Below are 21,639 nucleotides of genomic sequence, written 5' to 3' on the forward strand. Positions count from 1 at the left end.
TATCACTCAGTTATGTAAAAAACGCTCATTCGCGTACTTCCCTTCGAATGGTAATAATAACCCATCTATATATGGGAACACTATTCCTAAACTACATTGGTAAAAGGAGGTTTTCATATGAACCAAAATAGATTATCCATTTTCGCTCTTGGTGGAGTAAATGAAATTGGTAAAAATATGTATGTCGTTCAATATGGAGATGACATGCTCGTCATTGACTGTGGAGGAAAATTCCCTGATGAAAGCTTATTAGGAATAGACTTAATCATCCCTGATACCACTTATTTAGAGGAAAACAAAGAAAAAATCCGAGCCCTCATTGTTACACATGGGCATGAAGATCATATTGGTGGAATTCCCTATTTTCTCAAAAAACTAAATGTTCCTATTTATGCAACTCGTTTTACTTTAGGTTTAATTGAATTGAAGTTAGACGAACACCGTTTAACAGGAGATACCAAACTCGTCGAGGTACACGCTGAATCAGAGCTAACTTTTGGAGAAGTCGGAGTATCCTTTTTTAAGGTTAGTCATAGTATTCCTGATTGTCTTGGAATTGTCTTCCATACCCCTGAGGGAAATGTGGTACATACCGGCGACTTCAAATTCGATTTAACTCCTGCCAACCATCAGCATTCTGACATACACAAAATGGCCGAAATCGGTAAAAAAGGTGTACTCGTATTAATTTCCGAAAGTACAAATGCTGAGAGAAAAGGATTAACTCCTTCTGAAGAAATGGTAGGAAATCATATGGACGAGGCTTTTCTGCGTGCAGATGGTAAAATCTTTGTCTCTACCTTCGCCTCCAATGTAAATCGCGTTCAACAAGTAGTGGATGCAGCGATTAAAACGAATCGAAAACTGGCCTTAGTTGGACGCAGTATGGTAAATGTCGTACAAGTAGCAATGGAAAGGGGCTATGTTAATATTCCTGAAGGTATGATTATCGATGCAAGATCGGCAAATGAATTGGCACCAGAAAAAGTAGCTGTTCTTTGTACCGGTAGCCAGGGGGAACCAATGGCTGCCCTCTCTCGGTTATCTACTGGAAACTACAGAGATATGGTGATCTATCCTGGGGATACAGTTATATTAGCTGCTTCTCCCATTCCAGGTAACGAAAAGGATGTCTCGCGCATTATTGATAATCTATTTCAACTCGGAGCAAAGGTAATTTATGGGTCTGGTAGTACAACTGGGATGCACGTTTCAGGACATGGTTATCAAGAGGACCTGAAACTCATGCTTACCTTAATGAAGCCTACATATTTTGTCCCTATTCATGGGGAATATCGAATGCTTCACCATCATCGATTATTAGCAGAGTCCGTTGGCGTCGAAAAAGGAAACACCTTTATAATTAAAAATGGTGATGTTGTTGATGTTGAGAATGGAATGGCTGTTCAGACTCGTAGCATCCCTAACGGGGACACTTATGTTGATGGAGTCAGTGTGGGAGATGTAGGAGAAATTGTCCTTAGAGATCGAAGACAACTGTCTGAAGATGGAATGGTCGTTATTGTTATTACCCTTAGTAAAGCGGATCGAAAAATCATCCAAGGTCCTGATACAATTACAAGAGGTTTTGTATATGTTAAGGATTCCGAAGATCTAATTAGAGAAATCAACCGTTTGACGAAAAAAACGGTTAATGATTTACAGGCAGAAAACGTTCGACAGTGGAATGTTATGAAACAAAATATAAAAAAATCAGTTGGTCATTACTTATTTACTCAAACAAAGAGAAAACCAATGATCTTACCGGTAATTATAGAAATTTAAGTATCCTGAAGAATAAAAAGGAACCACCTATTTAAAATAGGTGGTTCCTTTTTCATTGACCCTTTGGATTGGGTCCATATTTATTTTCACCTGGCTGGCTGTCAAGCACTGCAAAAACTAATAGCACGATTAATCCGATTACAGGGATAAAGGAGAGCAGCATCCACCACCCTGTCCTTCCTATATCATGCAGACGGCGTACACTAACAGCTATTGAAGGTAACAAAACAGCTAATCCGTATATCCCGGATAGAATTCCTCCAAGACCGAGCATCGTTTCGATCAATGAGAGCAAAATGGTAATGAGAAAATTAAATAGGAAAAACATCCAGTACTCTTTTCTCCTAGCTCTCCCTTGAAACCCAATATAATTCTTTAGAACTTTCATATACCATTGCATTTTATGACCCTCCAAGAACGAAGTGTGCTAAACAGGTATAGATTATATTGTACAAACCTTCTTAAAGTTATTCACTACGTGATTTCAAGTCTGTTTTGACTATTTAAAAACCTTCTTCTATACACCTGAATATATATATTCTAAGGGGAATTTTAGGGAGGGATGAAGGTGAATGTTCGGTATTTAGGTGCTTTAGGATTTGGGATAGGAGGGTTAGTTGTTGGACTGTCAGGTGACTATTTCATCTTTGTGATTTTTTTTATGGGGTTAATCGGTAGTGCTATGCTAAGTATTCCCGTTAGGAGTATTAAGTTTACGATTCTCACTTCCTCACTAGCAGCCTTTGGTTTTGTTATGGGGTTACTTATCAATATTTATAGACCTATCAATGATAGTTTACCTCCTGTATTTATTACACTCATGGCGTCTGCAGTTGTTGGAATCCTGTTAGGTCACGCCGCCCTTTTATCTAGAAAAGTTCGAAAATAATGTAAGAAATACTTAATTGCAATCATAACTAAAAAACTGACTTTGGTATCAAGCCCAAAGTCAGTTTTTATTATTAACTAAAGCTCTTTTCCATTTGTTGCAATGACATTTTTATACCAGTCAAAAGACTTTTTCTTGGATCTTTCTAGAGTTCCATTACCTTCGTTGTCTTTGTCAACATAGATAAAGCCGTAGCGCTTTTTCATTTCACCTGTTGTAAAAGATACACAATCAATACAGCCCCATGGAGTGTAACCCATTAACTCAACTCCATCTAGCTCAATGGCTTTCTCCATTTCTTGAATATGTGAGCGTAGGTAGTCGATACGATAGTCATCATTTACACTTCCATCTTCTTCCTTCACATCAACAGCACCAAAGCCATTTTCAACGATAAATAATGGAAGTTCGTATCTTTCCCATAATTGATTTAGAGAATATCTTAAACCTACTGGATCAATTTGCCAGCCCCAATCAGATGCTTTAACGAATGGGTTTTTAACACTTGAGCTAGAACCCACGACATCATTTTCATCTACCTGATTTACACCGCTTTTTACTGCATCAGACATATAGTAACTGAATCCGATATAATCTACTGTTCCTTCGGCAAGAATTTGTGCATCCTCAGGCTCCATTTTAATGTTGTATCCTTTTCTTTCCCACTCTTTTAGGGCATATGCACCGTAATGTCCTCTTGCATGTACATCCGCAAAGAACCAACGGTCATGCATCGATTCAACTTGTAGCATCATATCGTCTGGATGACATGAGAATGGGTAAATAGGTACGAACGAAACCATACATCCAATTTGGAAGTCAGGGTTAATCTTGTGGCCCTCTTTCACCACTAGTGCACTTGCAACCAGCTCATGGTGAACCGCTTGGTACATGACTTCTTCTCTATTTTCGCCTTCCTTATATTGAACACCAGAGCAGGTCCAAACAAACAGAGGATTGGCTGTATTCTTTTGGTTATTAATTTCGTTAAAGGTCATCCAGTACTTTACTTTGTCTTTGTAACGTTCCATCACTGTTTTTGAATAATGTACAAAGAATTCAATCACTTTACGGTTACGCCAACCACCGTATTCCTTCACTAGGTGATAAGGCATTTCAAAGTGACTTAATGTAATGACAGGTTCAATGCCATGCTTTAATAGTTCGTCAAACATATCATCATAGAATTGTAAGCCTTCTTCGTTCGGTTCCACTTCGTCACCTTTTGGAAAAATACGCGTCCAAGCAATACTTGTACGGAAGCATTTAAAGCCCATTTCTGCAAATAGTGCAATATCTTCTTTATAATTGCCGTGGAAATCAATGGCTTCATGATTAGGATAGAACTTTCCTTCTAAAACTCCATCCGTAATTTGTCTTGGGACACCGTGTGCGCCAGCAGTCATCACGTCAGCCACACTCGGGCCTTTTCCACCTTTATTCCATCCACCTTCTACTTGATGTGCCGCAACTGCACCGCCCCATAAAAAGTTCTCTTGAAATGCCATGGTTTGTTCCTCCGTTTACTATTGAAATCACTCCGCTTATCATACCCGAAACTACCCAGGCTATAAGCTTCATGTTTATTTCATTCACTAACTTATAGTGATATAGTATAGGAAGAATATTTGAAGTGAAAGACTTTCCAAGTAGATTAGAATGGCATTCTATTTTTTTCTACTTTTTATAATCAAATAATGAAATACCTTTTTAAAAAGGAGTAAAATAATTACATTATGATCATTTCGAACAAGCTTGAATCAATGGACTCTTTATCAAAGTCCGAAGAAGTACTTGCGTCATATATTTTAAAAGAAAAGGAAAATATCCAGCACTTGTCAACAAAGGATTTAGCACAAGCTACCTTTACTTCCCCTTCCACTGTTGTTCGGTTGTCACAAAAATTAGGATTTAGCGGCTGGAATGAATTAAAAGAGAAATATCTTGAGGAGATCCACTATTTAAACCAGCATTTTTCTAATATTGATCCAAATTTCCCTTTTGAACCACAGGATAGCTTGATGAGCATCGCTTCAAAAATTGGTCATTTAGCAACCGAAACGGTCCAAGATACATTGGAACTATTAAAAAATGAAGAATTAAGAAAAGCGACAGAGCTACTAGCTAAGGCTGATATCATTAATATATATGGAATAAGCAATTCCCTGTTAATGGCGTATGACTTCAAGCACAAAATGCTTCGTATTAATCGCCATGTGGAATTAATGAATGTTCCTGAAGAGCAGATATTTGTAGCTAACAACTCTACACCTAAAAACACAGCGATTTTAATCTCGTATTCTGGAGAATCCGATGAGGTTATTAAAATTGCCAAGGTATTGAAGGATAGAAATACACCTATTATTTCTTTAACGAGTCTTAGCGAAAACAGTTTAAAAAACTATTCAGATTGTACGTTATACATTTCTACCCGTGAAAAACTGTATTCAAAAATTGCCTACTATTCAACCAATAACTCCATTCATTTAATTTTGGATATCCTTTATTCTTGTATTTTCAAAATGAACTATCACGAAAATCTAGAATACAAAACGAAAATTGCCAAGAATACAGAAGAAAGAGTGGTCAGCAGTATCGTATTAGAAGAAAACTAAAAAGCCTGCTTTAGCCAACATCCGTTAAAGCAGGCCCCTAAAATTACTAAGTAACTTATGATTCCATCGTTACTTGAATCTCTTTCTCTTTTAGAACACGATACAGCTCTTCAATATGCTCATTATTTTTGGTTTCAACCGATAGATCGAGTTGTGCGTATCCAGGATAAATATTCTTCCCCACATGATGGAGATGAACATCTTGAATATTGGCATCTAATTCCGTTATCGAGCTGACCACCCGTTGAAGCTCTCCAGGCTTATCCTTTAAAATGATAGAAAAGTTCGCGTACCTTCCTGACTCAACAAGTCCACGCTCAATAATTCTAGAAATAAAATGAACATTTACATTTCCCCCACTTAATACAGCGGCCACCTTTTTATTTGTTATATTTATTTTTTTATACAATAATGCGGCAAGAGAACTTGCCCCTGACCCCTCAACTAGTAATTTATTTCTTTCTAAAAGCATAAGCATGGTCCGTGCTATTTCCATTTCATCCACGCACACGATATCATCTACATATTTTTTTACAATTTCAAAATTGCTCGCTCCTGGTTTTTGTACAGCAATTCCATCTGCCATAGTTGGTGCAGATTTAATGGCAACGGGCTTCTGTTCCATTAACGATTGCTTCATACTAGGACAGGCCATGGTTTGAACACCATATACAGCAATATTAGGATTTTTTTCCTTCACCGCCATTGCTACACCAGCTATCAGTCCACCACCGCCAACCGGACAAATAACTGCCTCTACTTCAGGAAGCTGATCAAGAATCTCTAGCCCCACTGTTCCTTGTCCTGTGATGACTGCCTCATCATCAAAGGCGTGAATGAATGTCGCACCTCTTTTTTCGTTCAGTTCTATAGCGAAAGCAAGGGCTTCATCAAACACATTTCCCTCTAATATTACCTCTGCCCCATATTGCCTTGTTGCAAGTACTTTACTGAGCGGCGCTCCCTTTGGCATGACAATCGTACATGGAATTCCAAGCATTTGACTGGAATAGGCAACACCTTGAGCATGATTACCAGCAGACGCAGCTACCACTCCTTTTTTTAATTCCTCTTCAGTTAAAGAGATGAGTTTATTATAAGATCCTCTCACCTTAAAGGATCCTGTCTTTTGAAGATTTTCTAGCTTTAAATATATTTCGTTTTGAGCAAGGTCACTAAACGTTTTGGAATAATCCAAAGGAGTTTCATGCACAATGCCCTTCATCTTCTCTCGGGCAATAATGATGTTATCTAGGTTCACAGCAACTCCTCCTAGGTCCTATTATTTAGTAGTAGGATGTGCATCATTATTGGAAATATGTAGTGACAATCCGCTCATCAAAATTCCTTCACATATTCTTATAAGAAAGTATTAGATTATATTATAATTAATTTATTTTTCACTAAAATTAGTCTATAATAAGGGTAGATCATCCAGATATTTAAAATAAGCATGTGCTTTGAACACATGCCTACCTTAACAATGCATAATCGCAGAATGTGCGATTGGCGATCAACAATACGGTTTCTTTACAAGGTAAAGCCCACCTGTTCCGGCCAAAGATACAGGGTGGGTTTTACTTTTTTATTTTATCAATTAAAAGTACGATTAGAGTTACCAATGCTATTATGAACATTGCTGAATCTAAATCCACGCTTGTCACCTCCCATAAGGAAGGCTCAATCGCCCCACCCTGCAACTATGCTATTGTCGTTTCTATTATATCATACCGAACATACGTTTTCATTCTGGGTTGTTAAATTTTTGTAGGTCCAATTAATCAAATTAATAGAAGCGGTCTTACCCTTACACTATAAAAAAAGAACCTCAATCAAAATTCGATTAGAGGTTCAGTCTATTACTAACTAAAAACCAGTTCTTTTTCGGTTAAACCTAGTGTTTCAGCGGTGGAGTCATGAATTCTTCGCAATAGGTGTGGGTTTTCCATTAATGATTGGCCATAAGAGGGGATCATCTCTTTAATTTTTGGTTCCCATTCATTTATATGTTGTGGGAAGCATTTTTTCATGATCTCTAGCATGACGTGAACGGCGGTTGAAGCACCCGGAGAAGCTCCTAGTAATGCTGCAATGGAACCATCTTCTGCAGTAATTACTTCTGTACCAAATTGGAGCGTTCCTTTGCCTCCATCTTCTGTGTCCTTTATCACTTGCACACGTTGACCTGCTACAACTAAATCCCAATCTTCGCTTTTGGCATTGGGGATAAACTCACGTAATTCTTCCATACGTTGTTCCTTTGTTAACATCACCTGCTGAATCAGGTACTTTGTCAAAGACATTTCTTTAGCCCCAGCAGCCAACATCGTTAAGAGATTATCCGGCTTAACAGAAGTGACTAAATCAAATATAGAACCTGTTTTTAAAAACTTAGGTGAGAAGCCAGCAAACGGGCCAAATAATAAGGATTTTTTATTGTCAATAAATCTTGTATCTAAATGCGGCACAGACATTGGCGGTGCCCCAACTTTTGCTTTTCCGTATACTTTTGCATGATGTTGCTCTACCACAGTTGGATTATTACAGACCATAAAAATTCCACTTACAGGAAAACCACCAATATGTTTTCCTTCTGGAATACCTGATTTCTGGAGTAAATGTAAGCTTCCTCCTCCGCCCCCAATAAAGACGAATTTGGCTGCATGATGTTCAACCGTGCCACTTTCAAGATTCCGCACTTTCAATTCCCACAATCCATCGTTAGTACGTTTAATATCAAGCACACTTTGGTTATGGTTTATTTGAACATCTTTACTCTCTAAATGAGCAAACAGCATGCGTGTTAACGCACCAAAGTTGACATCTGTTCCAGAGTCAATTTTTGTAGCCGCTATAGGCTCATTGGATGAGCGGTCTTGCATGATTAGAGGAATCCATTCCATTAATTTTTTGGGGTCCTGGGAAAACTCCATCCCTTGAAATAATGGATTATTTGTCAGCGCATCAAAGCGCTTCTTTAAAAACTCAATATTCTCTTCTCCTTGAACTAAACTCATATGAGGCAGAGGCATAATGAAATCCTGTGGATTATGTATCAGCCTGTTTTTTACAAGATATGACCAAAACTGCATAGAAATCTGAAACTGTTCATTAATTTTTATGGCTTTACTAATATCTACAGATCCATCCGGTTTTTCAACCGTATAGTTCAGCTCGCACAGCGCGGCATGTCCTGTACCCGCATTATTCCATTCGTTCGAGCTTTCCTCTCCTGTTTTCGAGAGCTTTTCAAACACTGTAATTTTCCATTCTGGTACTAATTCTTTCAGAAGTGTTCCCAACGTAGCGCTCATTATTCCGGCACCAATTAAGAAAACGTCTGATGTAGTTTCTCTTTTTCTCATTTTTACCTTCCTTATCTATATCCTAAATTCGCAGAAAGGATGTGAGCGCTACTTATGAACACACCTATTCTGTCTAATTTCTAATCCTATTATAGTCTATTATAATGAATTATAGATTAAAATATCTAGTATTATCTGATAATTATAAATTATTTCAAGCAAAAAAAATGAGAATTCATTCCACTAAAGCCTTTCACCACGCAAAAATTCAGCTTGATTCAGCTTCTTTCAATATAGTTAATTCGCATACTTATACAGTGGAGTCATAGTTAAAGTTTGAACATATCATTATTTCAGGATACTGGTTATAAAAGAACAAATTTCTTTTGATATCTGGGAAACATCCATTAGAAATAGGCCTTTGCATAATAGCAAAGCTTATTTCTTAACCAATGGGACGATTCACTTCTGTTAAGAAGGGTTCATTCATTTTCATTAATGTTTCGTTAACGAAGGCACCAATTCTTCCCCCGTCATTCATTTTTCCACTCCAAGTAAGTAATTCCCACTCCACCAATTGATTTATTCCATTGCTCAATTCAACTGTAACACCTTCTGCGTGGTTATCCAGTTGGTTTTTTCCCACCACCACGAAATGATAGGCGATGAAAGGTATTGATAAACCTAAACAGCTCTTCTCCTGTTACCTTCCTCGATTCGGCAATGAGGGGAACATACATGGCGTGATAGGTTTCCGGGACCCAGATATAGTGATGGACATACTCTGTGAGGAAAAAGCCACATGATTGCCAAAAGTGGATCCGCCTTCTATTATCTGATGTTTCCTCTGACTCTGCTTCGATAATCAATTTCTGATACCCCTCAGCAGCTGCTTTCTGTCGCAGGTAATCAACAAAGTGCTTACCAAGCCCATGGCCTCTCTCTATTTCAGATACCGCTATATAATCGATGATCATCACCTTGTCAGATACTAGCTTCCCAGTGAGAGCCATAACAACCGCTACTGACTCGTTATAACCCACATGAAGCTCGGCAATTCCTTGTGAAAACATATTTTTGATAATCTGAATCGGCTTGGCCCCCTTATCTTCAAATGCCTCCGAATAGAGGGGACTTGCGTCTTGCCAAAGTTCATCGTTCCACGTATCAACAGTTTTAATTTTCATATAGATTCCTCCCATCTAACTTGACTTTCCATCGTGAGGATTTGGTTTTTCTTTTTTTATAATAGATCCCAATACATAAGTTAGTACATAACAGAAAAAAATATATTATTACTTCACTCGGGAGTTGTTAGGAAATGGCATTTGAGAAAGGTCTCGATCAATCAGAAAAAGCTTATAACGAGTTAACTGATATCAGTTCTTTATTTGCAAAAATTGTATCGGAAGAATTTGTTTCTACTTGGCAATGGTGGCTTGGTTTCGCCCTATTTATTATTCCATGGATTGTCTGGTTTGCGTTCAGAAAGAAGGATAGTACTGGACGTCTTCTTTTAGGCGGTTTGATGACAATCATAATGTCACTAACAATAGACCTTGCTGCTTTATCTTTAGGACTCTGGTCGTATCCTATGGTAATCATCCCTTTAGCACCTTTTCTATTTTTACCTTATCACTTCTCTTTAGCACCTGTTGCAGTAATGTTTGCACTACAAATAAAACCAAACATGAATCCCTTATTAAAGGGAGTTATATTCTCATCCATTGCTGCTTTTGGAGGAATGAATTTCTTTGATGCTATTGATTTTTACAATCCTAAAAATTGGTCCACTTTGTATGATTTTATTATTTTTTTAACTATTTACTTTACAGCCTATTGGCTTACAAAGATTAAAAGCTATCGTTCATTTGATAATGGATAAAAATCATAGCATTTCGTATATCTTGAAGACACATGAAAAAGACTAAAATAAAAAAGAGGTTTTGGTCATGAAAATAATTCTCTCCGTTCATTTGCTTTTTGGTTTATTCTTATTTGGAGATTTTTCAATCATTAATACTAGCCAAGAAACACATGCTGAACAACAACAAGGACCTCCCTATGCTAAATGGGGCCAGATAGCTATGAAGAAAACAAAAGAAAAATATCCCCAAGCTAATATTATTGATTATCTTCACATCGGTAGAGAAAAAGGAACCAAATACTCTACAGAAAAATTTAAGCTTTGGTTAAAAACAGACAGCAAAGAATTCGGTGTGTTTGTTGATATTACTTTCGATAATAAAACCGAACAAATTAAAGATATTAAATATAGGGAGACGACTAGGCAATAGTGATTAAGCCCAACAAAAAAATTGTTGGGCTTTTTATATCTATATCTGTATTACTCATAGTCTGAAGGGTCTATCATAAACAAATAAATGAAGTAAAATAATAGGCAAAGAGCGGTGGTTATAAATCCCCAGCCGAGGGTGAGTTGGTCAATTAATAGATAGTTGTTGCACAATTGACTTGGCCACCAAATATAGAGAGCTCCCATCCCAAAGTATTTAATCATAAAAATGACAATCACCATATTCCTTCCAAGGGAGCTGAGTTTGCTCCAGCTGTCTCTTAATGGAATTCCTGCTAGAAATGGCAAACTTAAAAATTTGAACGCTTCAACACTTTGTACCGTTAGTGCCTCGTCCATCGTTCGAGGGATCGTCCAATAGATAATAATGATTAAAAATAAGGTGATTCCAGGTATTCCATTGCTATTCCATTTTTTAAAGAAAAGCGGAAATCTTTGTTGAAAGAGTTTGCCCATTAAGAACCCCGCTATAACAAGGAAGGGCATTTGCATATGCATATGTGTAATCATTATGGATTCGACTAAGTTAGCTACCGGGGGTATCATGAGAAAAAAATATAACAACAGGCCATATATGAAGGATGTCATTTCTTATTCCCCTTTTCACTCTCAATCAAGGTGGCAATTGTATCAGCAGCTTCCTCAATTCTTGTATAATCCATGACCTCACTTAATCTCCCTGTTTTATCTACTAAATAGAAGGCAGAATTATGGGTAAAGTTTCCGTTTCCATCTGGAATAACAATGACACCAAATCGCTCCAGCAACAAATCTAATTCGTCCTTATCGACGATTCTTGCCATTCTCCATGTGTCTCCATCACTACCAAAAGCCTTTCGATACGTTTCTAATCTATCTGGGTCATCTCTAGTGGGATCAAAACTTATACTTAGAAATACGATTTCTTTTCCTACATATTGAGGAAGTCTCTCATAAAGTTCTGCCATATTTTTTTCTAACTGAGGACAGACAGTACCACAGGATGTATACAGAAAGGTAATTAATACATATTTATTTTCAAATTCGGAAAGAGAATACGTTCGGCCTTTGCTGTCCTCCATTGTTACCTGTGGAAAGACAGGCTTTTCCTCCTTTAGCTCTTTCAACCTGGCAGTTTCTGCAGTAAATGCTTTAAATCCATCTGTTCCGATGTAAAACAAAACAAATCCAAACAAAATTACCACGATAAGTGAGATAGTAGTATGTCGGTTTTTTAGCACGGAGATCACTTCCATATCCTAAGCAGAGTAGATAAAATCATAAATAGATAGCCCACACTTTCGAGCTATCTATTTATCAAATTTGTTACCATGTTTTAAATGGTGGCGATCCTGGAGGTGCATTAACGATCATATCTGTTAATGGCAATACATAGGCCATTGCAACAACGATTAACATCGTGATGACCCAAATACCCCAGCGTTCGGTTAAATATGGTGTTGGAAATTCTCCTGCTTCAACCTCGGCAATAGGGAACTCTGTTTCCCCTTTTGGAGCGAAAAACATCATATTAAATATGGCGTACACTTGAATGATAACTGCAATTAATAAAAACGTTGCGCCAATTCCAATCATTATCATATATGGGTCCCAAGCTTGGGCTGCCACATGCTCGCCATATGTGGTATAAGATGTTCTACGTGGAGAACCTAGCAACCCTACAATATGCATAGATGTAGCCATGATGACCATTCCCATCGTCCAAATAATGGTTTGGATTACCCCAATTCTATTCATTTGAGGAGTCAATACACGTTTTGAAACGAAGGGAACTAACCAATAACTAATACCGAAAAATGTCATCACTACTGTCATTCCAAGAGTTAAATGAAAGTGACCTACGATCCACATCGTATTATGAACAACCTGATTTAATTGGTTGGTGCTCTGAACGATTCCTCCAGCTCCAGCAGGGGCGAATGCTGCCATGGCAATGAAAGGAGATAGAAAGCGCACATCCCCCCAAGGCAGTTTCTTCAACCATCCTAAGGCTCCTTTTCCACCTTTTCTTCTACCGGTACGTTCGAAAACCCTAAACATGGCATACGCCGTCATTAAAGAAGGAAAACCAATAGCCAAACTCATAAATACATGCATGAATTTAATCGGGAGCGAAATACCTGGATCAATAATTTGATGGTGAAATCCACCGGTGATATTCATAATAACCAAGGCAATGACCACTACACGGGTTAAATAATCATTAAATCGGGTGCCTCCGATAATCTTTGGCACAATGACATACCAGGCAGAAACAGCTGTTAAATACCAAATATTTACTGCCGTATGTCCAAATGCCCAGAACAGTGTACGTGCCACCATTACATTAATCGTATCCACCCAACCTAGTGACCATGGAATAATCATAAAAAGTACTTCTACCGCAACAAACGCTGTTGCACCAACTAATAGAACAAATACACCTGTAGCAAAGAAAGCAAGAATAGGGAGATGCTGTCCTTTATGATTCTTTCTCCAGTGGGAAACATTCACAAAAGCTCCAGCTGCAAGTATCCATACCCCAAGTACAATAAAAACGAGTCCAAAATAAAACATAGGGTGAGCGGCCATAGGTGGATAAAATGTATACATAACAGAAGCTTCATTCATTAAAATAGGAATGACAACTAAGACAAAACCAAACATTTTCATCCAAAAACCAATCCACGCCATTTTTCTCACTTTAGGAAGAAGTCCTCCTAACGTATGTGATAATCCTGCATAGAAATAGCCGATTGTAAAAAAAGCCGAAAGCACCACTACCAGTAGTAGTCCATGAGCTGTAAGAATTTGATAGTAATTGAGCCATACAGGTAGTTCCAATACACCCGCTCGGTTCAGTCCCTGTAACAAGCCAAGAAATCCGCCAAGAAGTAATGCGATAAAAGCAACCAATAAATATGATTTCGTGATTCTTGCATCCTCTAAGTGAATTCCAAGCACTTGATTGGCTTTGTTAAAAACCGTCACTTTTTCCTTTGAAGTTATTACTGTTTCCAATATACGTCCCCCCTTTTGATTATTTCACGCTAATGGTCATGCTCATCATTTGATGGCCAGCCCCGCAATATTCATTACATAACACTAAATACTCACCTGGTTGATCAAACGTTTGTGTAATTTTCTGAATATGTCCTGGCATAACCATGGCATTGATGTTTGTGTTAGCTACTTCAAATCCATGTACCACATCCTTTGAAGTTAGAATGAAGTGAACCTTTGATCCAGCAGGAACTTCAATCGTATTCGGAGTAAAGCTAAAAATTTGCAATGTCATCACCACTTCATATTCGTTCTCACCAATTTTCTTTATTCCTGGTTCATTAAAGGGTGCGGTTTGATCTACCTTCTCGGGATCAATCGTTTCCTGATGACTTGGTGGGCCCATCTCAAGAGCAAAGGTCTGATAACCTGTGATTAACATAAATATCATAATCATGCCGAAACTTAGTGTTAGCCAAATTTTTTCATCCAGATGCATGTTTTTCCCCCCTACACTCGACTCATATAAAATCCAAATAAAATAAAATAAGAAACAAGTATTACTCCTGCAACCATCCCGACAGAAATCCAAGTCCCTACCTTTGATGTTGTCAAATGACTCTCCACTTGATTTTCAACATTGTTATCGCTCATAGTGATTCCCCCTTAATGTTCTTACTTCCATGATAATTTGAGAATGATAATCACTGTAGTGAACCAAATCACAGTTGTGAAAAAATCTTTAACAACTTTGCTCATGTAAATAAAAAAAGCTGCCTTCTCTTTGGAAAGCAACCTTTCTTGGATTTCTAGTATATATAATTTGCCATGAGAAAAAATAAGTCTAACTTTATTAAGGAGTATATAAAATGCAGAAAATCATTGAGAATTTAGATTTTGGAGCACAGGGCTTATGGTTTCCTGTAATTATAAGCATTTTATTAACCGCTACAGCTCTATTGGTACGTAAAAAGTATATTACTTGGAGGGAAATCTATATTACATTCGGGATTGTCGGTTTTGCTACATGGTTTTCCGATGCTATGATTGCTAGGGTCATTGATGTTTTTGATATTGGTCACCCAAAGAAGGCTGGCATTGGAGATATTCTCAGTTATACCTTTATACCCACCTCACTTTCTATTCTTTACTTAAATTACCTAACAAAGAAAAATAAATGGAAATTGACAATTATTTTTACTTTTCTATCCCTTTTAATAGAATTGGGGATGATCCATTCTGGATATATGAAATACAAAGGATGGCATTGGTCTATTTCCATTTTCGTTTTCCTTCTAACTTTCGGCTTTTTATTACCTAAGCATATATCGATAATTAGGAATAGTAGCAAGTAATATCTTTACCACTAAAAAGGGGAATCTCTCTAAAATGGATCAAGCAATCCCCTTTTCACTGGAATTCTTTTAATCATTAGAAGGCTTAGGAGATTTGTTCACTTGTTATACGTTTAGAAACCAATGGTCTACCGTTCTTCCAAATCACCTCTACATCCATAGTAAGGAAGCGTGATAATATAGAGCTTGAAATTATTTCGTTTGTTTCTCCTGCCGAAAAAACATGTCCTTCTTTTAATAGCAAGGTTTTATTAAAAAAAGGCAAAATTTCATCTACATGGTGAGTTACATAAACCATTGTTGGTGCATCTTCTTTTTTAGCAATTTCCTCAATTGTTTCTAAAAATTCTTCTCGTGCAATGAAATCTAAGCCATTCGTAGGTTCATCCAGAATTAGTAGAGACGGATTTGTCATTAAAGCACGTGCGATAAGAACCCTTTGCTTTTCTCCTTGCGAGAGATTCTCATAATTACGATTCGCATAACGGATGCAGCCAAGCTCCTGCAATAAAGTGATGGCGTTTTCTCTAACTTCCTCTGAGGGTGTTTCGTAAAGACCAATGGAAGCAAAAGCACCACTTAATACGACCTCAAAGGCATTATCACCAGGATGGAATTTTTGTTGTAAAGAAGACGATACAAACCCAATATGCTTTCGGAGTTCGCCTCCAATAGGATCTCTTCCGAATTCTCTACCTAGCACGTTGACTTTCCCTTTTGTTGGATAATAATAGCCATTTACTAAATTGAGCAATGCAGTTTTTCCCGCACCATTTAGCCCAAATAGTACCCAGTTGTCTCCTTTGAGAATGCTCCAATTAATACGCTGTAATATCCACTTTTCTCCTCTAATTAACGAAACATCTTCCATATGTAATACCATCTGGTTTCTCCCTTCACTGCCTTACTTACCGTTATATTATCACATTATTTAAAATTTTCATTAAAAAACAGAAGGTTCTCAAACTTAGAGTTGAGAACCTTCCTTTTTTTGTTTCTACTCTCTATCTCTTCCTTTTTCAAAGAAGGATGAATCCACCTGGTTGTTCTTTTTAGTGACCTTATCCTTTACAGAGCCTTTACCCTTCTTCGTTACTTCGGATCCAACCGAAGCAAAGATGCTGTTAGCTAGTAGACGATAGCTATGCTGTGTATGTGCTCTAAAAGCTAAATCATTCGCAAATAAAGTGATGTTCGTGTCTTCAAGATTTTGTGTAAAGGCTAGTGTTTGACCCTTTGCCTCTTCATGTCCTGGCCACCAGCCAGCAACGTAGAAATCATCACTGCTACTTACAGTTGCAAGTACCTCTGCTTCTTTAGGAACAGACGTAATCCATGCTCCATTGGTTGTATACAGAAGCTCATCGGCCTTATAGCCAGAAGTTAGTGCATGATCATTTACTTTTGCTTTTAACAGACCTTCGTGACCTGCGCTAGTGTAATCCCACTCATAGCCTGGTAGCAAACCACTATTTTTCACAGCATTAAGCGCATAAACACCCATACCAACATATGATTTCCCTGCAAGACTACTAGCATTAAATGTACCACTATCACTTACAATTACATCTGCATCCGCTTGGCTCACTAGTTCAAATCCTAATTCCTTCACCGAGAAGATTAATTGGGATGACCCCGTTACAGCCACCTTAGGAAGAGTTAATTTTTCTGTTTTTACATTTTGTGTCGTACCAACTGGGGAAGCTTCGTAGTAATAGTCAGCATATCCAGCTAAATCTTTTGTACTCACAATATAATCGCCTTTATTCACCTTGCCTTTTGTTTCTAATGCTTTTTCAACGACTTTACCGTCTTTTAGTAGTTCATTTACTAGTTTCACTGTGTCATTATTTGTGTTTGATAATACTTGCTTTGGTGTTTTACCAACTACTTCACCTGTTGGTAATGTAATATTTTCTACTTCTGTCGTTTTGTTTTCAAAAGCTTTGGATACACGTACTTCATTAATATCAAAACCTCTTAAAGCAGGGAAGTTTACAACGATCGGATCGTACATAGCTCCCCAGTCAGATACATCGTCACCTTTATAAAGCATCGCATTAGCCAATCCACGTTTTGCTTGGTTCATAGGCACTACATATGTTCCTTTTGAATAAGTGACACCATTAACAACTGTGTTTGTTGTCGTTTGTTCGACCTTTACACCATTACGAAGTAAATACTCCACCATTTTCGTTGCTTCTAAAGTATTTTTTTGCCCCGCTACATCAGCAGGTATTACATAATATTCTGGGAAGAAGTTTTCGTTGTCTCCTCTTACACGACCAATGGATTCTCCGTCAGCATTGACAAAGTATTCATCCACAGCACGATTGTCTTCCCCATTTACTCCACGCTTAAAAATTTCAAGCTGGTTTTTGTACAGTTCATCTTTGTTTTCAGTAACATAGAGCGTTGCACCAAGACCTGTACCATACATAGCATCATATCCATTCTGACTTAATGCTGGTGTTTCAATCGTGTGGCCAAGTGAACCATGCAGCATCGCATACATTGCTGTATAAGCTGGAGTCATATCGTCCCATCCATCACCGTAGTCAAGAGCAGGAATTTCATAAGAATTATAAGCAGAATTACTAATCCCTGCTTTCCCCATCGCATGAGCTTGGTCAATCATATTTCCGTAAAGTAAATCGTATTCAAAGTTCGGGTTATGCGGAGGAGTAGTTGGTTCAATTAAGAAGCCACTTACGTAGCCATGCATATCAAGGAAGGAAAGCGGAGTCCACTTCGCAATCTCTTGAGTGACTTCCTGTGTTTCGATTTGAGTTTGATAGTGATTATCACGGTTCAAATCAAGTCCATTTGCATTTGCTCTAGTATTTAGAACTCTGCCATCAGGGTTATTCGTAAACATATAAAGGAAGATGACATCATCAAGAACTTCATCCACATTCAATGTCACAGGTTTTTCTTGATCGTCAACAACCGTATTAAATGTGACTTCCTCTTCAAGAGCAAATTTCTTAAATAACTCAACCTGTGCATCCACACCCTCTACTTCATCCGGGTGAATATTATTAATCCATACGGGAACTTGATAATCTCCCATTGTTCCATTATCAAGCTTTTCTAATAATGAATCAGGATTTTCTAATGCGGTAGGTAAAGTTTCGTTCAAATACTTATCAACTGCGTCTTGATCTCTTGCTAGAATAACAAAATGCAGGTCGCGACCTTGTACGGTTTTCCCAAGACTTTGGTACTCGAGATAACGGTCATTTGCCGCATTTGCTTCCTCGAAAACTTGATCGATGGTTGGCTTTAATTCCTCATAGAAATGAAATTGATCATATACATTAAGTTTGACCGTTTTTGCTGCCTTCGTTTGAATTTCAGGATTAATTAATGCTAGCTCATAGTCTCCAATAAATTGTTGATATTGCGTACGAATCGTACGGTTCGAGAGATTGTCTCTATTATAAAGAAGACCAAACTCTAATGTTGCCTTGATGGTTGTTGTTCCATCAACAAAATGCGGCTCTTCGATCACCTTAATAAAAGGGGCACCAGTATAATTTGTCCCACTTGTCCACTTTTTCCATTCAGAGAGGCTCTTCCCTCCAAATTGAAATTCTAGTTGACCTAATTCAACATTCTCTCCAAAATCCGCTTGAACTTCAACTGTCCTAACCTCTGTTAGTGAGAATAAAGACCTACTAGTCTCTAACTCTATCACATCGTAGGCTTCGACTGTTTCAGTAGCTAGAACAGGAAATGCAGCCTGTGTGAATAGGGCTAGAACTAATAAGAATCCTAGTAAAGCCGTAAATCGTTTCTTCAAAAAAATCATCCCTTCTATGTATATAATAGACTACCAAGTTAACGTAACAGAATATTCGGATAACAAACAGGGAATTTAGTTCGATATACGAAGGGATTTTATCGACAAATTCCGCCATTCACCTTGGATATATTGTTAATTATTAGTTCATAAGGCTCAAAGTACTATCGGATTTTTCGAATACTTTGCTTGTTCACTCTTTACAAAATTCGCCATAAAAAAAACCTCTTCTCATATTTGGAAGAGGTTTATATCAACTTATCTTTCTACAATATACACACGTTCAGGACGGCCAACTGTCCCATAGGCTAAATCAGCTTCAATTTTTTCTACGGATACTAGATGCTCTAAATAACGGCGGGCCGTTGTTCTACTAATGCCAATTTCTTTTGCCACGCTTTCTGCCGTTAGTCCTACTCCTACTTTCCCTAGTACTTCTAGTACTTTTTCAAGGGTTAATGGGTCAATTCCCTTTGGTAAATATGATCGATCATTGTTACTAGTTATTTCTACTTCTTTCCGTAAAAGACTGTCAACCTCTTGTTGTGTAATAAGTGTGTTTTCTTTTCCTAATAATTGTAATTTATTATGAAAATCTTGATATCGTTGCAATGCTTGCTTAAAACGATCGAAGACGACAGGTTTAATCATATAATCGAATACACCGATACTAATGGCTTCTTGAACTTTATCTAACTCTTTTGTAGCGGTGATCATGATCACATCTGTATGCTTTTCAAGCTGTTTTGTTTCTTTTAGCAAGTCCAATCCATTCATATCCGGAAAGTAAACATCTAACAGGAGCAAATCTGGCTTCAAGATATCAATCAATGTTCTCGCCTCTAGATAGCTTGCGGCAATCCCAACGACTTGAAACCCTTGTATTTGCTCTATATACCGCTTTTGTATCTCAGCAATTCTAAGATCATCTTCGACAATTAGCACTTCGATCTCCCGATTCCTCATTGCATACTCCCCCTATTTTTCGGTATCGCTACTGTGAATATGGTTCCCTCCCCTGAATGGGATGAAAAAGTAATTGATCCACCTAGAGTTTCAATTTCCCTATGAACGAGACTAAGACCAATACCCGCATTGCTCTTTTTGTTCTTGGTTGAATACCCTTCACGAAAAATCAAATCACCTCTGCTACTTTCAATACCCATACCGTTGTCTTCAACTTCGATAATTAGATCCTTCCCAAGATCGGTTAGAAACAGGGTTACATTTTTTTCTTCTTTCTGGTTGTCCCTTACTGCTTCAAAAGCATTGTTAATCAAGTTTCCAATTATCGTAACTAGCGAGTCTCGATTCATATCATGAGGAACCTCTTTAAAACTACTCTCTCTATCTACAAGGAAATTCACCTTCCATTCACTCGCCAAGCTTGTCTTACCTAGGATAAATCCAGCAATAATAGGATCTGGAATTTCTTTCATCAGAAATTGAACGAACCCTTGAGCAACATCTACCTCATGAGAAATTAAATCAATTGCTTCTCTATATGACCCTAATTGAATTAATCCTAATAAAGTATAAAGTCGATTGGAGTACTCATGTGTTTGTGCTCGTAATCCCTCTGCATAAGCCTTTACATGGGATAATTCCTGTAGTAAATGTGCTAACTCGGATTTATTCCTTAAACTGGCAACCGCTCCAATAACATTCCCTTTTTTATTATGAATAGGAATACGATTGGCCAAATAAACAGAACCAAAAATCATCATTTCTTGGTCATATTCCGCCATTCCTGTCCGAACCACACTTAGGAGCTTTGTGTTCTCTAACACCTCTTCAATTCTTTTCCCCCGGAGTAAGACCTCATTGGGTACTCGTAAAATTTTATGAGCTGTTTCATTAACAACTGTGATCTTGCCATCTGTATCTATTGCAATAATTCCCTCATGTATCGATTCTAAAATGGCATGTTTCTCCTGATACATCCAAGCAATTTCCTTTGGCTCTAATCCAAACATGGCTTTTTTAATATTTAAGGAGATTAATAGAGCCGCTAGTAGGCCCCCGATTAAAATCATAAAGGTTACCACGAATATCTTTTTTTGTATTTTTGCCACCTTCAACTCTATATCCGTCTGTAGATACCCAACAGATACCACACCAATGACTTCCCCATGGTGAAAAATTGGTGTTTTCCCCCTGAGTGAAGGTCCTAATGTCCCTGTTGACTCTGAGATAATTGATTCCCCTTTAAAAACTCGACTATTATCTCCCCCAACCATCTTCTGCCCCAAACGTATAGGATTCGGATGGGAATATCTGACCTCTTCTAAGTTCCCGATAACAATAAATTCCGCGCCAACTTGCTTTCGGATTTTTTCTGCAATGGGTTGAATAATGGCAGCCGGATCTTCTGTCTGAAAAGCTTCTTGTATTTCCGGTATATTTGCGACAGATTGGGCCACGGATAACGCTTTTGAACCCATTTCATTTTTTAGATTTGATTCCATAATTTCTTTAAAGGTGTACTCAAATAAACTCCCAATCACAACAATAACAATAAAAATTCCGAGCATTAACTTTGTATGTAAACGCATCCAAACACCTCTATTCCATTATAGTAAAAAA

Annotated in this window: 21 protein-coding genes; 6 read left to right on the forward strand and 15 right to left on the reverse strand. The window is 37.7% G+C overall.

The window, feature by feature from the left end; genetic code table 11:
* The first annotated feature begins 117 nt into the window (after positions 1-117).
* Positions 118-1,785 (forward strand): ribonuclease J, encoded by a 1,668-nt coding sequence (locus M3175_RS04680; RefSeq protein WP_251515420.1) that lies wholly within the window; start codon positions 118-120, stop codon positions 1,783-1,785.
* A 52-nt stretch (positions 1,786-1,837) separates the two neighbouring features.
* Here M3175_RS04680 and M3175_RS04685 read toward each other — a convergent pair whose 3' ends face one another.
* A complete protein-coding gene (locus tag M3175_RS04685; RefSeq protein WP_251515423.1) occupies positions 1,838-2,185 on the reverse strand; it encodes a DUF805 domain-containing protein in 348 nt (115 codons plus the stop codon).
* A 168-nt stretch (positions 2,186-2,353) separates the two neighbouring features.
* Between M3175_RS04685 and M3175_RS04690 the strand changes: the two genes are divergently transcribed.
* A complete protein-coding gene (locus tag M3175_RS04690; protein ID WP_251515426.1) occupies positions 2,354-2,674 on the forward strand; it encodes a hypothetical protein in 321 nt (106 codons plus the stop codon).
* 77 nt (positions 2,675-2,751) lie between these two features.
* Here M3175_RS04690 and M3175_RS04695 read toward each other — a convergent pair whose 3' ends face one another.
* Complete coding sequence (locus tag M3175_RS04695; protein WP_251515428.1) at positions 2,752-4,182, reverse strand: 6-phospho-beta-glucosidase; 1,431 nt, start codon at positions 4,180-4,182, stop codon at positions 2,752-2,754.
* A 228-nt stretch (positions 4,183-4,410) separates the two neighbouring features.
* Here M3175_RS04695 and M3175_RS04700 point away from each other — a divergent pair, with 228 nt between their 5' ends.
* On the forward strand, positions 4,411-5,289 hold the full coding sequence (locus M3175_RS04700; RefSeq protein WP_251515431.1) for a MurR/RpiR family transcriptional regulator: 879 nt from the start codon (positions 4,411-4,413) through the stop codon (positions 5,287-5,289).
* A gap of 55 nt (positions 5,290-5,344) precedes the next feature.
* Here the strand turns inward: M3175_RS04700 and ilvA are convergent, their stop codons facing one another.
* The 4 genes from ilvA to M3175_RS04720 all read right to left on the reverse strand — a co-directional run bounded on the left by ilvA (position 5,345) and on the right by M3175_RS04720 (position 9,781).
* Positions 5,345-6,514, reverse strand: coding sequence for a threonine ammonia-lyase (ilvA, locus tag M3175_RS04705; RefSeq protein ID WP_251516248.1), 1,170 nt, complete (start codon positions 6,512-6,514; stop codon positions 5,345-5,347).
* Between the two features lie 637 nt (positions 6,515-7,151).
* Positions 7,152-8,654, reverse strand: coding sequence for a malate:quinone oxidoreductase (locus tag M3175_RS04710; RefSeq protein WP_251515434.1), 1,503 nt, complete (start codon positions 8,652-8,654; stop codon positions 7,152-7,154).
* Positions 8,655-9,039: 385 nt separating this feature from the next.
* The gene (locus M3175_RS04715; RefSeq protein ID WP_251515436.1) at positions 9,040-9,192 is read right to left on the reverse strand and encodes a hypothetical protein; all 153 of its coding nucleotides are present in this window, start codon (positions 9,190-9,192) and stop codon (positions 9,040-9,042) included.
* A gap of 25 nt (positions 9,193-9,217) precedes the next feature.
* Complete coding sequence (locus tag M3175_RS04720; RefSeq protein ID WP_251515438.1) at positions 9,218-9,781, reverse strand: GNAT family N-acetyltransferase; 564 nt, start codon at positions 9,779-9,781, stop codon at positions 9,218-9,220.
* A gap of 134 nt (positions 9,782-9,915) precedes the next feature.
* On the opposite strand from M3175_RS04720, the gene M3175_RS04725 reads away from it, so the two are divergent.
* On the forward strand, positions 9,916-10,479 hold the full coding sequence (locus M3175_RS04725; RefSeq protein WP_251515440.1) for a CBO0543 family protein: 564 nt from the start codon (positions 9,916-9,918) through the stop codon (positions 10,477-10,479).
* 67 nt (positions 10,480-10,546) lie between these two features.
* On the forward strand, positions 10,547-10,891 hold the full coding sequence (locus tag M3175_RS04730; protein WP_251515442.1) for a DUF3889 domain-containing protein: 345 nt from the start codon (positions 10,547-10,549) through the stop codon (positions 10,889-10,891).
* A gap of 50 nt (positions 10,892-10,941) precedes the next feature.
* Here M3175_RS04730 and M3175_RS04735 read toward each other — a convergent pair whose 3' ends face one another.
* The 5 genes from M3175_RS04735 to M3175_RS04755 form a co-directional block, all read right to left on the reverse strand.
* On the reverse strand, positions 10,942-11,367 hold the full coding sequence (locus tag M3175_RS04735; RefSeq protein ID WP_306663941.1) for a hypothetical protein: 426 nt from the start codon (positions 11,365-11,367) through the stop codon (positions 10,942-10,944).
* 128 nt (positions 11,368-11,495) lie between these two features.
* A complete protein-coding gene (locus M3175_RS04740; protein WP_251515446.1) occupies positions 11,496-12,131 on the reverse strand; it encodes an SCO family protein in 636 nt (211 codons plus the stop codon).
* An 85-nt stretch (positions 12,132-12,216) separates the two neighbouring features.
* The gene (locus M3175_RS04745) at positions 12,217-13,911 is read right to left on the reverse strand and encodes a cbb3-type cytochrome c oxidase subunit I (protein ID WP_251515448.1); all 1,695 of its coding nucleotides are present in this window, start codon (positions 13,909-13,911) and stop codon (positions 12,217-12,219) included.
* Positions 13,912-13,930: 19 nt separating this feature from the next.
* Positions 13,931-14,392: a cytochrome c oxidase subunit II gene (locus tag M3175_RS04750; protein ID WP_251515450.1), complete on the reverse strand. Its 462-nt coding sequence runs from the start codon at positions 14,390-14,392 to the stop codon at positions 13,931-13,933.
* An 11-nt stretch (positions 14,393-14,403) separates the two neighbouring features.
* Positions 14,404-14,547 carry a hypothetical protein gene (locus M3175_RS04755; RefSeq protein ID WP_251515452.1) on the reverse strand — a complete coding sequence of 48 codons (144 nt, stop codon included), beginning with the start codon at positions 14,545-14,547 and terminating at the stop codon, positions 14,404-14,406.
* Positions 14,548-14,762: 215 nt separating this feature from the next.
* Between M3175_RS04755 and M3175_RS04760 the strand changes: the two genes are divergently transcribed.
* The gene (locus tag M3175_RS04760) at positions 14,763-15,248 is read left to right on the forward strand and encodes a hypothetical protein (RefSeq protein ID WP_251515454.1); all 486 of its coding nucleotides are present in this window, start codon (positions 14,763-14,765) and stop codon (positions 15,246-15,248) included.
* An 85-nt stretch (positions 15,249-15,333) separates the two neighbouring features.
* Here the strand turns inward: M3175_RS04760 and M3175_RS04765 are convergent, their stop codons facing one another.
* The 4 genes from M3175_RS04765 to M3175_RS04780 form a co-directional block, all read right to left on the reverse strand.
* Positions 15,334-16,131, reverse strand: a complete 798-nt coding sequence (locus tag M3175_RS04765; RefSeq protein ID WP_251515456.1) for an ABC transporter ATP-binding protein — start codon at positions 16,129-16,131, stop codon at positions 15,334-15,336.
* A 114-nt stretch (positions 16,132-16,245) separates the two neighbouring features.
* Positions 16,246-19,053, reverse strand: a complete 2,808-nt coding sequence (locus tag M3175_RS04770; RefSeq protein WP_251515458.1) for a M14 family metallopeptidase — start codon at positions 19,051-19,053, stop codon at positions 16,246-16,248.
* A gap of 258 nt (positions 19,054-19,311) precedes the next feature.
* A complete protein-coding gene (locus M3175_RS04775) occupies positions 19,312-20,019 on the reverse strand; it encodes a response regulator (RefSeq protein WP_251515459.1) in 708 nt (235 codons plus the stop codon).
* A complete protein-coding gene (locus M3175_RS04780) occupies positions 20,016-21,608 on the reverse strand; it encodes an ATP-binding protein (RefSeq protein ID WP_251515461.1) in 1,593 nt (530 codons plus the stop codon). Before M3175_RS04780 ends, M3175_RS04775 begins: the two co-directional genes overlap by 4 nt.
* Positions 21,609-21,639: the final 31 nt, after the last annotated feature.

Origin of the sequence: Robertmurraya korlensis, from assembly GCF_023715225.1 — a bacterium.
Lineage (GTDB): Bacteria > Bacillota > Bacilli > Bacillales > Cytobacillaceae > Robertmurraya_A.